14 protein-coding genes and 1 pseudogene are annotated in these 14238 nt (G+C 59.0%); 11 read left to right on the top strand and 4 right to left on the bottom strand.

Translation table 11 applies throughout. The features are described from left to right. Positions 1 to 15: 15 nt before the first annotated feature. Positions 16 to 1764, bottom strand: a complete 1749-nt coding sequence (locus tag A3OW_RS0107230) for a DEAD/DEAH box helicase (RefSeq protein WP_020562762.1) — start codon at positions 1762 to 1764, stop codon at positions 16 to 18. A 129-nt stretch (positions 1765 to 1893) separates the two neighbouring features. Further along, positions 1894 to 2223: a hypothetical protein gene (locus A3OW_RS27685; RefSeq protein WP_157385817.1), complete on the bottom strand. Its 330-nt coding sequence runs from the start codon at positions 2221 to 2223 to the stop codon at positions 1894 to 1896. Here A3OW_RS27685 and A3OW_RS24315 point away from each other — a divergent pair. After that, complete coding sequence (locus A3OW_RS24315; RefSeq protein ID WP_020562760.1) at positions 2208 to 2639, top strand: Ohr family peroxiredoxin; 432 nt, start codon at positions 2208 to 2210, stop codon at positions 2637 to 2639. The genes A3OW_RS27685 and A3OW_RS24315 overlap by 16 nt on opposite strands. Before the next feature lie 31 nt (positions 2640 to 2670). Here the strand turns inward: A3OW_RS24315 and A3OW_RS28505 are convergent. Then, positions 2671 to 2811: pseudogene (locus tag A3OW_RS28505) on the bottom strand (winged helix-turn-helix domain-containing protein); the annotation flags it as partial. 297 nt (positions 2812 to 3108) lie between these two features. Between A3OW_RS28505 and A3OW_RS0107210 the strand changes: the two are divergent. From A3OW_RS0107210 to A3OW_RS0107175, 9 genes are all read left to right on the top strand, one after another. Further along, positions 3109 to 3864, top strand: a complete 756-nt coding sequence (locus A3OW_RS0107210; RefSeq protein ID WP_020562758.1) for an SDR family oxidoreductase — start codon at positions 3109 to 3111, stop codon at positions 3862 to 3864. Between the two features lie 32 nt (positions 3865 to 3896). Next, positions 3897 to 4313: a cupin domain-containing protein gene (locus tag A3OW_RS0107205; protein WP_020562757.1), complete on the top strand. Its 417-nt coding sequence runs from the start codon at positions 3897 to 3899 to the stop codon at positions 4311 to 4313. A 19-nt stretch (positions 4314 to 4332) separates the two neighbouring features. After that, positions 4333 to 4776, top strand: coding sequence for a hypothetical protein (locus tag A3OW_RS0107200; protein ID WP_020562756.1), 444 nt, complete (start codon positions 4333 to 4335; stop codon positions 4774 to 4776). Between the two features lie 98 nt (positions 4777 to 4874). Further along, positions 4875 to 5192, top strand: a complete 318-nt coding sequence (locus A3OW_RS29040; RefSeq protein WP_408605645.1) for an NAD(P)H-dependent oxidoreductase — start codon at positions 4875 to 4877, stop codon at positions 5190 to 5192. After that, on the top strand, positions 5162 to 5932 hold the full coding sequence (locus A3OW_RS0107195) for an SDR family NAD(P)-dependent oxidoreductase (protein WP_198291294.1): 771 nt from the start codon (positions 5162 to 5164) through the stop codon (positions 5930 to 5932). Before A3OW_RS29040 ends, A3OW_RS0107195 begins: the two co-directional genes overlap by 31 nt. A 141-nt stretch (positions 5933 to 6073) precedes the next feature. After that, positions 6074 to 8713 (top strand): MGH1-like glycoside hydrolase domain-containing protein, encoded by a 2640-nt coding sequence (locus tag A3OW_RS0107190; RefSeq protein WP_020562754.1) that lies wholly within the window; start codon positions 6074 to 6076, stop codon positions 8711 to 8713. A gap of 45 nt (positions 8714 to 8758) precedes the next feature. Beyond that, positions 8759 to 9610 carry an SDR family oxidoreductase gene (locus A3OW_RS0107185; protein WP_020562753.1) on the top strand — a complete coding sequence of 284 codons (852 nt, stop codon included), beginning with the start codon at positions 8759 to 8761 and terminating at the stop codon, positions 9608 to 9610. Between the two features lie 275 nt (positions 9611 to 9885). Beyond that, entirely contained in the window at positions 9886 to 10791 is a 906-nt protein-coding gene (locus A3OW_RS0107180) for an acetylxylan esterase (protein ID WP_020562752.1), read from the top strand. A 44-nt stretch (positions 10792 to 10835) separates the two neighbouring features. Beyond that, a complete protein-coding gene (locus A3OW_RS0107175; RefSeq protein WP_020562751.1) occupies positions 10836 to 11516 on the top strand; it encodes an esterase family protein in 681 nt (226 codons plus the stop codon). A gap of 89 nt (positions 11517 to 11605) precedes the next feature. On the opposite strand, the gene A3OW_RS0107170 is transcribed toward A3OW_RS0107175, so the two are convergent. After that, a complete protein-coding gene (locus A3OW_RS0107170; protein WP_157385816.1) occupies positions 11606 to 12514 on the bottom strand; it encodes a dihydrodipicolinate synthase family protein in 909 nt (302 codons plus the stop codon). Between the two features lie 326 nt (positions 12515 to 12840). On the opposite strand from A3OW_RS0107170, the gene A3OW_RS0107165 reads away from it, so the two are divergent. Continuing rightward, entirely contained in the window at positions 12841 to 14064 is a 1224-nt protein-coding gene (locus A3OW_RS0107165; RefSeq protein WP_033412234.1) for a glucose-1-phosphate adenylyltransferase, read from the top strand. Positions 14065 to 14238: the final 174 nt, after the last annotated feature.

The raw sequence follows: 14238 nt of genomic DNA, 5'->3' as shown, positions 1-14238 counted from the left end.
TCGAAAGCGGTTCCCCTATTTGGCCCGCTTCGAAGTGGAGCCCACGCGTTTTTTGCTTTTCGCCAGTTTCTTGGCGGCGGCTTCCTTGGCCTGGTTACCGGCGGAGTCGGCCATTCTGGAAATGTTCAGCGGCTGGCCGGCCACCCGGATTTTTTTCAATTCCTTCAACAGTTCTTTCGGCATGCCGGCCGGAAGCTCGACGGTGCTGTAATCGTTCTCGATCTTGATGCGGGCGATGTGGTCGCCGTCGATTCCGGTCTCGTTGGCGATGGCGCCGACGATGTTGCCCGGCTTGACGCCGTGGATATGGCCCACTTCGATGCGGAACAGCTCCATTTCGATGTCCGCGCCGAAGCTGCGCCGGGGTTTGCGCTCCTTGCCGGGTTTGCCTTCCCGATGTCCTTTTTCTTCCCGGAACTCCGCCGGTTTTTTCGGCGGGTTCTGCATCAGCAAGGGCGTGTCGCCCTGCACCAGTTTGGCCAAGGCCGATGCGATTTCCAGCGCGCTCACGTTATGTTCCTGCTGGTACTGCTCGATCAGTTGAGTGTAGAAGCTCAGCCCTTCCTCAGCCAGAGTATCGGTTATGTTCTGCTTGAAGCGGGCGATGCGCTTGTTGTTGATGGCTTCGGTGGACGGCAGGCCCATCTCTTCCACTTTTTGTTTGGTGGCTTTCTCGATGTTGCTGAGCAGCCGCCGCTCTCTGGGCGCGACGAACAGGATGGCGTCGCCGGTGCGACCGGCGCGGCCGGTCCGTCCGATACGGTGGATGTACGATTCGGTATCGTAGGGAATGTCGTAATTGACCACGTGGGTGATCCGGTCCACGTCGAGTCCGCGCGCGGCCACGTCGGTCGCGATCAGGATGTCCAGCTTGCCGCTTTTGAGGTTGGCGATGGCGCGTTCCCTGAGTGCCTGCGACATGTCGCCGTTGATCGCGGCGGCGGAAAAGCCACGGGCTTCCAGTTTTTCCGCGAGCTCGACCGTGGCGGTCTTGGTTCGGACGAAAATGATCATGCCGTCGAAGGTTTCGACTTCCAGAATGCGGGTCAGGGCGTCCAGTTTGTGGATGCCGCTGACCACCCAGTAGCGCTGGCGGATGTTTTCCGCCGTCATCGTGGCGACCTTGATCGTGATCTGTTCGGGGTTGTTGAGATAATCGTGGGCGATTTTTCGGATCGGCGCCGGCATGGTCGCGGAGAACAAGGCCGTCTGTCGGGTGTCGGGCGTTTGTTCGAGAATCCATTCGACGTCGTCGATAAAGCCCATGCGCAGCATTTCGTCGGCTTCGTCGAGAACCAGCACGCTCAGATTGTCCAGTTTCAAGGTGCCTCGCCGCATGTGGTCCATGACCCGCCCCGGCGTGCCCACGACCACGTGGGCGCCCCGGCCAAGTTGCCGCAATTGCGAGGTGTAGTCCTGCCCGCCATAGATCGGCAGGACATGGAAGCCTTTCATGTGCGCGGCATAGCGCTGAAACGCTTCGGCCACCTGAATGGCCAGTTCGCGCGTCGGCGCCAGCACCAGCACCTGGGGCTCTTTCCGCTTCAGATCGATGCGGGACAGAATGGGCAGGGCAAACGCCGCGGTCTTGCCGGTTCCCGTTTGCGCCTGGCCGAGAACGTCTCGGCCTTCGAGCATGTATGGAATGCATTGGGCCTGAATCGGGGAGGGTGTTTCATAACCGACATCATCCAGCGCTTTCAGCACCGGATCGATCAGTGCCAAATCGCGGAAAGAGGGTAATAGTGAAACGTCGTTGGACATGAAAAGGTTACCTTGTAAGAAGAGATGGATGACAAGCGCCGGCTGATGTGCCTGAAGAAATGTTTAACTGATCATTATAACACAGTTTGCAGGGATTCGGCCAGATTCGGAGCTTGACAGCCGGGGCTATTAAGTTCTCACGTCGGCCTGTCCCGAAACGTGGAGGAATTCTGGAACCCGGACGGGCGCTACATCGTCCCCTATGACGGCGCCGTCGACGGCCACCCGATCCAGTTTGACCTGCACGTCGCCGAAGACGGTGCAGGGCAGGTCGAGCACCTGCGTGTCTTTGCCCGCCCGTGGCCGGCCGGTGGTCAGGCTGTTCCGGGAAGCCATGGAGCGCGACCTTCGCCCTGACCCGGTCCCCGACGCGATCTGGGCTCTGCCGGGCGATGGTTCGTCCAAACAAATCAATCCCAACGCAACTTGACAGGAGAACAGCCATGACTCTACTCGCATCCGAAACCGCCAGCGCCACCGCGGGCCGTGCCGGCAAAGCCGCCAGCCCGGACGGCAAGATCAACCTCGACCTTTCCCCGCCCGGTTCAAACGGCCCCGGCACCAACCCGGAACAGTTGTTCGGGGCCGGCTACTCGGCCTGCTTCGGCGGCGCAATCGGGGCAGCCGCAGGCCTCGCGAAGATTGTCCTCAAGCCCGGCAACGTCAAGGTCACCGCGACGGTGAACCTGAATCAGGACGAGAGCGGCTATTTTCTGGACGTGACCTTGAACGCCGAGCTGCAAGGCATCCCCCAGACGCAGGCCGAAGCGCTCGTCGCCAAGGCGCACACCATCTGCCCTTACTCCAAGGCGACGTGCGGCAACATCGAGGTGAAGCTGCAAGCGAACGGTCAGGCGGTGCAGGTAACGGCGTAGGCGCCTGCGCCGAATTAGCGTGGCTGGCGAGGGTCGATTCGGAGACGATCCACTCCTTCCACACCGTTTTCAGGAGGGCGTCCTTGCTGACGACGTGCTCGCGATTCTGCACCAGATAGAGCAACAGATCGAAAACTTGCGGCCCGACGGCAATGGCTTCGGATGCGCGCATGAGTTCCCGACGTTCAGGGTCGAGCACGCAATCTTCAAATAGATACTGCATTCCGGTTCTCCTTGACGCGTGCAGCGGTCGGGACTTGGCCGAGACAAGCCGATGCCATCGGTTGGGGCAAGCAGCGTCGGGAGCATCGTCGTGCCGGGCCGAAGTCGTCGGACACCACTCGTCAGTGGCTTTCCTGGACGAATAAACAAGTGAAATTAAATCATAATTCAAGCTCACCGCAAAGAATTTCGCCCGATGGTTCGGTATTCTGTGCCCACGATCAAACACGTCACAGAGGAGACCAACATGAAAATCATCGTCATCGGCGGAACCGGCCTGATCGGCTCGAAAACCGTCGCCATACTACGCCAGGGCGGCCACGAGGTTGTCGCCGCCTCGCCCAATACCGGCGTCAACACCCTCACCGGCGAAGGCCTCCAGGAGGCCGTGGCCGGTGCGCAGGGAGTGATCGACCTCGCCAATTCGCCTTCATTTGAAGACGGGGCGGTGCTGGAATTCTTCGAGACCTCCGGCCGCAACCTGCTCGCGGCGGAGGCCGCGGCCGGCGTCCGGCACCATGTCGCGTTATCCATCGTCGGAACCGACCGGACGCCCGACAATGGCTATTTCCGGGCCAAGGTCGCGCAAGAAAAACTGATCGAGGCTTCCGGCATCCCCTACACCATCATCCGCTCGACCCAGTTTCTGGAATTTCTCGGCGGCATCGCCGCTTCGAGCACGGACGGCAATACGGTCAGGCTTTCGCCCGGCCTGTTCCAGCCCATCGCGGCGGACGACGTGGCCGCCATCGTCGCCGATGTGGCGCTCGCGGCTCCGCGAAACGGCATCGTCGAGATCGCCGGCCCGGAACGGGCCCCGTTCAACGAAATCGTCGCCCGTTACTTGAAGGCCGTCGGCGACCCGCGCGAGGTCGTGAGCGACCCCGAGGCCCGCTACTTCGGCGGCCGCGTCGAGGAGCGTTCGCTCGTGCCGCTGGGCGAAGCGCGCCTCGGCCGCATCGGGTTCGACGAATGGTTCCGCCGCTCCCAGGTGAGAGCCTGATTTTCTATCCACCTACCGAAGGAGAGACTTTTATGAAACGCATTTTGTATTCGCTGCTCGTCGCCACCCTGCCGTTCAGCAACCTTCTCGCCAATGAGGCGAAGTCGAAGAGCGCCAAGGTGACCCTCGTCTACCAGCACGAGCTGCCGAACGTTCCCGGCAAGAGCATCAAGGGCGTGCTGGTCGAATACGGCCCGGGCGGCTACTCGCCCGGCCATCGGCATGCCAATTCCGCTTTCATCTACGCGACCGTGCTTGAGGGCGCAATCCGCAGTCAAGTCAACGACGGACCGGTGACGACTTACGAAGCAGGGCAGAGTTTCTCCGAGCTGCCCGGCGACCGCCACGGCGTCAGCGCCAATGCCAGCGAGACAAAGCCGGCCAAGCTTCTCGCGGTGTTCGTCGCGGATACGAACGAGACGGAACTGACGACTCCGATCGAAAAATGAGCAGAGCCGGTGGACCTCGATGGACGGAGCATACATATCGGCCTTTGCAGCGCTGGCGGGAACCGCCATCGGCGGACTGACTTCGTTTGCAACCTCATGGATAACGCAACAGGCACAAGCCAAGTGCCAGCGGCTTGCCGCCGAGAGGGAGAGCCGAGCCGCGCTGTTCGGCAGGTTTCTGGACGAGGCGGCAAAGCTGTATTCCGATGCTCTGCAAAACAGACGAGACGATATCACCGGATTGATCGGTATTTACGCGCTGACGAACCGAATACGCCTTATCTCGTCGCCGCACGTCGTCGAGGCCGCCGACTCCGTGGTTCGCATCATCGTCGATACCTATCTTGCGCCGAACATTACGATGGAAGAGATGCGGGCAAATTGGATCGATAGGCACGTCGATCCGCTACGGGACTTTAGCGAAGCGTGCCGACAGGAGTTGCTGACATTCGGACGGTACTGAAACGGCGCAGGGAACTTGCCCGCTGCATCGGGCGAATACCTGCTGTCCGTCCTTGTCGTCGATAGTGACGAAAAAAACTTATTCGCGAACGACATAGAATGAATCAAAGGAGAGCATGCATGAACAAACCCGCTCACATTCTCGGCATCGCCGGCAGTCTTCGTCGTGGGTCGTACAATCGCGCCGCTCTGCGCGCGGCAGCGCAGCTTGTACCTGAAGGTGCGGCCATAGCCATCTTTGAGCTTGACTGCGTTTCTTCCCCAATTCGCATGGGGTCGAAATGGGCGATTCGGCCCACTGTATTTCCTATTCTTAGGCGTGGCTCGCACGGGCACAACCCTGAGCGGTTCAAGCGCAAGTATTCATATCAACCCAGGAGCACCAGATGTTCACACGGCTTGACATGCAGGGATTGAAGGACAAGGTCGTCATCGTTACGGGTGGAACCTCGGGCATCGGGCGCGCCGCGGCGCTTGGCTTCGCAAAGCAAGGAGCGAAGATCGTTATCACCGGGCGACGCGCCGGCTCCATCAAGGAGGCGATGAGCGACCATCCGAACATCGCAGGGTTCACGGCGGACGTTTCAGTGCCGGCCGACGCCGCCCGAACGATCAACGAAACGCTCAGTATCTGGGGACGCCTGGACATCCTGGTGAACAATGCCGGGGCCGGTGCAATTCTTCCGATGGCGGACGGCACGGCCGAGAAGATCGCCAGGATCTTCGCCGTCAATGTGCTCGGGCCGAGTCTGCTGTCCGCGGCGGCGCTTCCCTACCTGACGGCGTCGAAAGGGGCCATCGTCAACGTATCGAGTACGTTCGGCCAGAAACCGGCGGCCGGACTATCCCACTACGCGGCGAGCAAGGCCGCGCTGGATCACTTGACGCGTTGCTGGGCGCTTGAGCTTGCGTCGCAAGGCGTGCGCGTCAACGCGGTCGCGGCCGGTCCCACTGAGACCTGGGCGTTGACAGAAATGATGGGACTCTCTCCGGACCAGGCCGAGGTCGTCAAGGAGCGGGAGCGCGAACAGATTCCGCTCGGCCGCAGAGGCATCCCGGAGGAAGTCGCCCGATGGATCGTATCGCTCGCAGATCCCGGCTCCGAATGGGTCACCGGACAGGTGATCACCGTCGATGGCGGCCTGGGACTCACATGATCACATTGCGCAGATACAGCACGCTATCGGTGACTTAGTTCTGACCACGACTCGCGCCGATTGTTCGTGTTCTGGCTCGAAACTGTTGGCATAGCCATTGCGAAAAAGCTTTACACGTAACCGAGAGAGGAACTTATTGACATGACATCACTTAATGCCGAGCAGCGTCGTTTGCAGGAACAGCGCCTGGCCAAACAGAATTGGCGGCGCTGGGGACCCTATCTCAGCGAGCGCCAATGGGGCACGGTCCGCGAAGATTACAGCGCCGAGGGCGCCGCCTGGGATTATTTCACCCATGACCAGGCCCGCAGCCGAGCCTACCGCTGGGGCGAGGACGGCATCGCCGGCTTCTGCGACGACAAGCAGACCCTTTGTCTGGCCCTGGCCTTGTGGAACGAACGCGATCCCATCCTGAAAGAACGCCTGTTCGGTCTGACCAACGGAGAAGGCAACCACGGGGAGGACGTCAAGGAGCTCTATTACTACCTGGACGCCACTCCCACGCATTCCTATCTGAAGATGCTTTATAAATATCCACAGGAGGCTTTTCCCTACGATAGCCTGACCGAGGAAAACCGCCGGCGCGGAAGCGATCAGTTGGAATTCGAGTTGCTCGATACGGGCATTTTCGACGACGATCGCTATTTCGACGTCTTTGTGGAATACGCCAAGGCCGGGGTAGACGACATTCTGATGCTGGTCACGGCGCACAATCGCGGAGCAGAGGCCGCGCCCCTGCATCTCTTGCCGCAGATTTGGTTTCGCAATACCTGGTCCTGGCACCGGGACGCCTATAAACCTGCATTGGCCGCTGCCGGGAACGAGGTTGTCAAGATCCGGCATCGGGATTGGGGCGATTATCAGTTTTACGCCGACGGCGCATCGACTCTGCTGTTCTGTGACAATGAGACCAACGGCCGGCGTCTCTACGGCATGGCATCCGCCGGTTATTTCAAAGACGCTTTTCACGACGCCATCGTGCGGGGCGACTCACGGGCCGTAAATCCTCGGCGCGCGGGCACCAAGGCGGCGGCGCATTATCGTTTTTCCGTTGCCCCGGGGGAAGCGGTGCAAGTGCGGTTACGGCTCAGCAAGAATACCGTCACGCAGCCGTTCGCCGATTTCGATCAGGTGTTCGCGGCCCGGCGCGGGGAAGCCGATGCATTTTACGCGCAACTCCAGGCGGAAATCGCCGCCGAGGATGCCCGCCTCGTGCAGCGTCAGGCTCTGGCGGGGATGATTTGGAGCAAACAGTTTTATTACTACGACGTTCCCGAATGGCTGCACGGCGATTCGACCCAGCCTCCGCCCCCTGCCTCCCGTTGCCACGGCCGCAACTTCGAATGGCGGCATCTGAACAATGCCGACGTTCTGTCCATGCCCGACAAATGGGAATACCCTTGGTACGCCGCCTGGGATCTGGCCTTTCACTGCTTGCCTTTGGCGATGATCGATGCCGATTTCGCCAAGGATCAGTTGTTGCTGCTCACCCGCGAATGGTACATGCATCCCAACGGCCAGTTGCCGGCTTACGAATGGGCCTTCGGCGACGTCAATCCGCCGGTCCATGCCTGGGCCGCCTGGCGGGTGTTCCAGATCGACCGCAAGCAGCGCGGCGATCAGGGCGATCTGGCCTTTCTGGAACGGATCTTACACAAATTGATGCTCAATTTTACCTGGTGGGTCAATCGTAAGGACGTTGAGGGCCGCAACATCTTTCAAGGCGGTTTTCTGGGACTGGATAACATCGGCGTGTTCGACCGCAGCGCGCCGTTGCCGACCGGCGGTTTCATCAATCAGGCGGACGGCACGAGCTGGATGGCGATGTATTCTCTGAATCTGATGCGCATCGCCTTGGAGTTGGCCCTGCACAATCCCGTTTACGAGGACATCGCCACCAAATTCTTCGAGCATTTTCTGCACATCGCCGAAGCCATGAATAACATCGGCGACGAAGGCATCGGTCTTTGGAGCGAGGAAGACCAGTTCTACTATGACGAACTCAATCTGTCCGACGGCCGGATCGTGCCGCTGAAAGTGCGTTCCATGGTCAGCTTGATTCCCTTGTTTGCCGTGGAAGTTCTGGAACAGGATTTGTTGGACCGGCTGCCGGATTTCCAACGTCGGCTGAAGTGGTTTTTGAACTACCGTCCCGATCTGTGCAAGTTGGTCTCGCGTTGGGAGGAACCCGGCTTGGGCGAGCGGCGTCTTTTGTCGCTGTTGCGCGGCCATCGCATGAAGCTTCTGCTCCGGCGCGCATTGGACAGCACCGAGTTCCTGTCCGATTACGGGCTGCGCTCCCTGTCTCGCGTTCATAGGGAACAGCCCTATGTGTTCGAATGCGCGGGCAATCCCTTGAGCGTGTCTTACGTGCCTGCCGAGTCGCTCACCGGACTGTTCGGCGGCAACTCCAATTGGCGGGGACCTGTCTGGTTTCCGGTCAATTACCTGGTGATCGAGTCCTTGCAGCGCTTTCATCATTACTACGGCGCCGATTTCAAAATCGAATGTCCCACCGGCTCCGGTTACTTTGTCAGCATCCACGAGGCGGCCGAGGAACTGTCCCGGCGCCTGACGCGATTGTTCCTGAAAGACGAAAATGGCCGCAGACCGGTGTTCGGCCATTATGAAAAACTTCAGTCCGATCCGCACTTCAGGGACTATATCCTGTTTTACGAATATTTCCACGGCGACAACGGCCGTGGCGTGGGAGCCTCCCACCAGACCGGCTGGACGGGCGCGGTCGCCAAATTGATCCAACCCTGCCGCAAGCCTGATTAGGCCGTCATGCCCTCTTTCACCAACCATTGCCAAGGAGATTTCCCGATGAGCAACTCTGAACCCTTGCCCGACGTCGTCATGCCTTTCTGCCCGGTCCGCCAAATGCTACGAGGACAAAAAGCTCTGGTTACCGGCGCCGTCTCCGGAATCGGCAGGGCCGTCGCCATTCATATGGCACAGGAAGGGGCCTCCGTAGTTATCAATTATGCTTCCAACGATGCGGGCGCACGTGACCTCGTCGAGGAAATCGAGGCCAAAGGTGGCGCCGCCATCGCCGTCAAGGCGGACGTTTCCGATGAAGAACAGGTCCAGGCCATGTTTCGACGGGCGATTGCCGAATTCGGCACTATCGACATTCTGGTCAACAATGCCGGCCTGCAGAAAGATTCCCCGTTTGAAGAAATGACGCTGAGCCAGTGGAACACGGTCCTTGGCGTCAATCTGACCGGCCAATTTTTATGCGCCCGTGAAGCGGTGCGGGAATTCAAGCGCCGCGGCGTGGTGCCCGCAGTTTCCTGCGCGGCGGGCAAGATCATCAGCATGAGTTCGGTGCACGAGGTCATTCCCTGGGCCGGTCACGTCAATTATGCCGCTTCCAAGGGCGGCGTAATGTTGATGACCAAAAGCATCGCCCAGGAGGTCGCGCCGTATCGCATCCGGATCAACAGCGTCTGTCCGGGCGCCATCCGCACCCCTATCAATAGGGATGCGTGGGGGACGCAGGAAGCGTATGCGGAATTGATGAAACTGGTGCCTTACAAACGCATCGGCGAACCCGAGGACGTCGCCCGCGCCGTGGTCTGGTTGGCTTCCGACGATGCGGATTACGTCCATGGGGTCAGCCTGTTCGTCGACGGCGGCATGACGCTGTATCCCGGCTTCGAAACCGGAGGCTGAGGCATGGCACGGGAATCCGTCATTCAGGTACGACCCATCCCGGCATCCGGCGTAATTACCCTGTCTGAGCTTGAAAGGCAAAAAAATAGCCTTCTCTGAACAACAAGCTTCCCCTGCGACAAAATCTTCCTTTTTCTGCCGGAGCGTGGAAAAGGCGGGCAAAGCAAGACTTTCACCGAAGGAGGTCCTTTTTACTCTATTCTTAATGTACAATTTCTTCTTCAAATGTCACTTTTTTTTTCATGCCCGGTTTCGACCCTTCTTACGGATATACTTTGGAGCAACTGCTGCGCATCGCTCCGCCGCCCCAGCCCTGGGATTTCGAGTCGTTCTGGCGGAGCCGATACGAGCGGGCCATGCAATTGGAGCCGCAACCGCGGCTCACTCCCGGCAACGGATCGCATCCGGATTACGACTGTTACGACCTTGCCTATCGATCCACCGGCGATTTCGAAATCGGCGGCTGGGCGCTGATTCCCAAACGCGGCCCGGTGACCCGAGGCGTGGTGGTCGGGCACGGTTACGGCGGCCGGGACGGACCGGATTACCATCTTCCCATTGCCGGCGCCGCCTTTTTGTTTCCCTGTTTTCGCGGCCTGTCGCGCAGCCGCCGCTGGCCCATTTCGGACAATCCCCACTACCACGTCCTGCACAACATTCATAAAAAAGACCGATACATTCTGGGTGGCTGTGTGGAAGACCTGTGGCTGGCGGTGTCCGCTTTGCTCCGGCTGTTTCCCGCAGTGGCCGGTCATGTGGCTTATCTGGGCATCAGCTTCGGCGGCGGCATCGGCGCGCTGGCGCTGCCCTGGGATCTTCGCATCCGGCGCGCCCATTTCAATGTGCCTACCTTCGGCCATCATCCTCTGCGCCTGCAACTGCCGAGCACGGGCAGTGCCGCCGCGGTACAGGTTTATCAGCGAGAGCACGGTCATATTCTCGACATCTTGAGCTATTACGATGCCGCCGTTGCCGCGCAATATATCCGTATTCCCGTGCACGTGGCGGCGGCGCTGGCCGACCCGGCCGTGGCACCGCCGGGCCAGTTCAGCATTTACAATGGGTTGCCTGGAGAAAAACGTTTGTTCGTTCTCGACAAGGGCCATCTGGATTATCCCCGCCGGGTTGAACAGGAAAACGCGTTGTTAGCGGAATTGCATCATTTTTTCAGCGAATTATGAATCGGGAATACCACTATTGGTATAGTCACCGCCTTGAACGGAACATGGAATTGCTGTTGTTCGGCCATGCCGGAGCGAAAGTTCTGATCTTTCCGACGAGGGAAGGGCGTTTTTACGAATATGAAAATCTCGGCATCGTCGACGTGTTGGCCGATAAAATCAACGCGGGGCATCTGCAACTGGCGTGCGTGGACAGTATCGACCGGGAGACTTTTTACTGCGATTGGCGCCATCCGGCAGACCGGATTCAGCGCCATATCCAGTTCGAGGAATACGTACTGCAGGAGGTTCTGCCCTTTCTCGCGAGCAGGAACGCCCATCCCTGCACGATTGCACACGGTTGCAGCCTGGGTGCTTTTCATGCCGCCAACATCGCTTTTCGCCACCCGCATCTGTTTCAGAAGCTGTGTGCGTTTTCCGGCCGCTACGATCTGACGCTGGCAGTGGAAAGCTTCCACAACCTGTTTAACGGCTATTATGACGACAACATCTACTTCAACACGCCTACCCATTTTCTTTCGGGTCTCGATTGTCCCTGGCGCCTCGAGCATTTGCGCCGGATGGACATCGTGCTCGCGGTCGGCAAAGAGGATCCGTTTCTCGGCAACAATCACCATCTGAGCCATCTGTTGTGGTCCAAAGGCATCGGGCACGTTCTGCACGAATGGGACGGGCGGGCCCACCAGGGCCGATTCTGGCGGCGGATGGCGCAGATTTACTTGTGATGCAGTAAGCATTGAAAAGCCGCCGAGTTTTCAGCGATTCAGCTTTTAAGACCTATCTTCTTTATTGGGACACGTTCGGGGGGGCGCTTTCACGACCGATTGTCAAGAACGACGTCCAGCGCGGCCAGACATGCTTCGACTTTTGCCCGAACCGGGCCCAGGGCTTCGGCGGGAAGGGCGGTAAACGGCGCCCGGACGTGGATCGGGAAGTCGGCAAGACGCGCGCCCATCGCTGCTTTCACCAGAGGAATCTCGGGAAAAGAGCTTCCGGTCCGGTAATCGTTCCAGACGTTGAAAGCGCGCTGAAGCGCTTGCGCCTTGCCGTCCGCAGCGCCGAAATATTTTCGGACGGCAAGCAAAAATTCGGGCAGGGGATTGGCGCCGCCGCTGACCGATCCCGTCAAGCCGGCTTGCAAGGCTGCCAGGGCTTCGAAGTCGTTCGCATGGAATATTTTCAGTTGCGGAAATTGCGCTTGATAAGCGGCGGCATGTTCCAGGCGGCCGCTCGAATCCTTGATTCCAGCCAGTTCGATGCCCCGGCCGAGAAGCCTGCCTATCAAATGGCCGTCGACCGGATTGCCGGTATGCTGCGGAAAATTATACAGAAAGACCGGCAGCGAAACACCCGCCAGCGTTTCGGCAAAAAAGCGGCACAGCCCTTCGTGACCAGCTCCGGCATAATAATACGGAGGCAGCAGCAAAACGGCATCGCCGAGTCCTTGCGTGCCGCGGATCAGTTTCCGGCTGTCTTTCACGCAGGTCGAGCTGACGTTATTGATCAGCGTTCCCGAAAAATGGCCTCTCGCGAATTCGAGAAGGTTTTGCCGCTCGGTCAGAGTCAGCGACGGAAATTCGGCGGTCGTGCCGTTGCATACGGCCGAGCGCACGCCCCAGCCGGAAAGCGCCGACAAATAGGGCGCGAAAGCCCGCCGGTCGATCCTGCCCTTGCGGTCGAAGGGTGTCAGCAAAGCCACGACGGGAGCGGATAAGTCAAACATGCATCGGCCGATTTGTTGATGATAAGAAGAATGTTGCGACCTTTGAAAGGTCGAGCCGCTTCGATTGCCGGGAAGACGCTCTGCCGCATCCGGAAAGATTAACAAAAGGCCGGCCGGAACGGGAAGCAGATTATTGCAGTTAAGCCAGGCGCATTTGTGTCCTGGGGTATCCACCACCCGAAGCCGGGCCTCTCTTTCTTTCTCTGCCAGGCAAAAACAGGTTATTTAAGCAGTCCTTGCCCGGGTGAACTCGACACCCCGACCGCCGTCTAAAATTGAAACCGCGTTCAAGACGCGGCCATTTTTCAGATTTTGCCGAGGCCGTTATGGAAAATACCGATAGAATAGTGGCGCTGGTGCTTGCCGGCGGGGAAGGCGCCCGTCTTCATCCGCTCACTTCCCATCGTTCGAAGCCGGCGGTTCCGTTCGGAGGAAAATACCGTCTGGTGGACTTCGTGATCAGCAATCTGATCAATTCGAGCGTGGATTTGATTTACGTGCTGGTCCAGTACAAGTCCCAGTCTCTGATCGAGCACCTGCACAAGAGCTGGGAAACGTCCCGGGTTTCCACCGGTTTCGTCATGGAAGTGCCGCCGCAAAGGCATCTTGGCGACGACTGGTTTCAAGGCACGGCCAATGCCGTTTATCAAAACCTCGAGCTGCTGGACCGGCATCAATCCGATCTGGTGGCCGTATTCGGCTCCGATCACGTCTACCGCATGGACGTACGGCAAATGGCGGAGTTTCATTGCGCCAACGATGCGGACATCACCGTGGCGGCGCGTTCGGTGCCGTTGGCCGAAGCGACCTCGTTCGGAGTGCTGGAAACCGACGAGGCAGGCCGGATTTGCGCTTTCCGGGAAAAGCCGGCCCAGCCGAAACCGATGCCCGGCGACTCCGGGAGAGCTTATGTGTCGATGGGCAATTATCTGTTCAAGACCGAAAAATTGAGGAGCATCGTCGAGGAGGCGCACCAGCGGAAGGAGGTCGACTTCGGCAGCGAAATCCTGCCCCGCCTGTTTCAGACGCACCGCATGCTGGCTTACGATTTCACCTCCAACCGGGTGCCGGGCACCAAAGCGTATGAAGAAACCGCTTACTGGCGCGACGTCGGCACGCTCGAATCCTACTGGAAAGCGCATCTGGATCTTCTCGGACAAAAGCCACTGTTCGATTTGTTCAATCCGCACTGGCCCGTTCGTTCTTCCCGCTACGACGGTCCCTGCGCAAAAATTGTCGGGCTTTGCGTGGAAGACAGTCTGATCGGATCCGGCTGCTGGGTGGGCGCCGCGTCGGTCCGCCGCTCCATCGTCGGGCGCGAGGTGGTGCTGGAGGAAGGCGTGGAACTGGACGAGTGCATCATTCTCGATTACGTAAAGATCGGCAAGGGCAGCAAGCTGCGGCGAACCGTCGTCGACAAGAAAAACATCATCGAACCGGGCTCCCGAATCGGCTTCGATCGTGAGCAAGACGCTCAACACTATTATGTCGATGCTTCGGGCATTACCGTCGTTCCGCGCGGGAATCGGCCGGTGGGGCTGATTTATTGAACGGTCGGCGTTCAAGTGTGCAGAAAGAGTTAGCCATTCGGGCCTCAGGGCCTCAATCTGAAAGGAAACGGAAAGTTTCCTGAAGATTGGACAAGCTTTTTTTCGATTCAATAGTTTGCGCCTTCCGGCCCACCGAAAGGCGAAGTTCGAACGGAACACTTTAATAGTGTTTAT

Origin of the sequence: Methylosarcina fibrata AML-C10 (assembly GCF_000372865.1) — a bacterium.
Classification (GTDB): domain Bacteria; phylum Pseudomonadota; class Gammaproteobacteria; order Methylococcales; family Methylomonadaceae; genus Methylosarcina; species Methylosarcina fibrata.
This window is presented reverse-complemented; position numbering and strand designations above follow the sequence as displayed.

Bases quoted from the DNA above. Each gene is read 5' to 3' on its own strand.
- A3OW_RS0107230 (WP_020562762.1), bottom strand. From the start codon at position 1,764: ATGTCCAACGACGTTTCACTATTACCCTCTTTCCGCGATTTGGCACTG.
- A3OW_RS24315 (WP_020562760.1), top strand. From the start codon at position 2,208: ATGACTCTACTCGCATCCGAAACCGCCAGCGCCACCGCGGGCCGTGCC.
- A3OW_RS27685 (WP_157385817.1), bottom strand. From the start codon at position 2,223: ATGCGAGTAGAGTCATGGCTGTTCTCCTGTCAAGTTGCGTTGGGATTG.
- A3OW_RS0107210 (WP_020562758.1), top strand. From the start codon at position 3,109: ATGAAAATCATCGTCATCGGCGGAACCGGCCTGATCGGCTCGAAAACC.
- A3OW_RS0107205 (WP_020562757.1), top strand. From the start codon at position 3,897: ATGAAACGCATTTTGTATTCGCTGCTCGTCGCCACCCTGCCGTTCAGC.
- A3OW_RS0107200 (WP_020562756.1), top strand. From the start codon at position 4,333: ATGGACGGAGCATACATATCGGCCTTTGCAGCGCTGGCGGGAACCGCC.
- A3OW_RS29040 (WP_408605645.1), top strand. From the start codon at position 4,875: ATGAATCAAAGGAGAGCATGCATGAACAAACCCGCTCACATTCTCGGC.
- A3OW_RS0107195 (WP_198291294.1), top strand. From the start codon at position 5,162: ATGTTCACACGGCTTGACATGCAGGGATTGAAGGACAAGGTCGTCATC.
- A3OW_RS0107190 (WP_020562754.1), top strand. From the start codon at position 6,074: ATGACATCACTTAATGCCGAGCAGCGTCGTTTGCAGGAACAGCGCCTG.
- A3OW_RS0107185 (WP_020562753.1), top strand. From the start codon at position 8,759: ATGAGCAACTCTGAACCCTTGCCCGACGTCGTCATGCCTTTCTGCCCG.
- A3OW_RS0107175 (WP_020562751.1), top strand. From the start codon at position 10,836: ATGGAATTGCTGTTGTTCGGCCATGCCGGAGCGAAAGTTCTGATCTTT.
- A3OW_RS0107170 (WP_157385816.1), bottom strand. From the start codon at position 12,514: ATGTTTGACTTATCCGCTCCCGTCGTGGCTTTGCTGACACCCTTCGAC.
- A3OW_RS0107165 (WP_033412234.1), top strand. From the start codon at position 12,841: ATGGAAAATACCGATAGAATAGTGGCGCTGGTGCTTGCCGGCGGGGAA.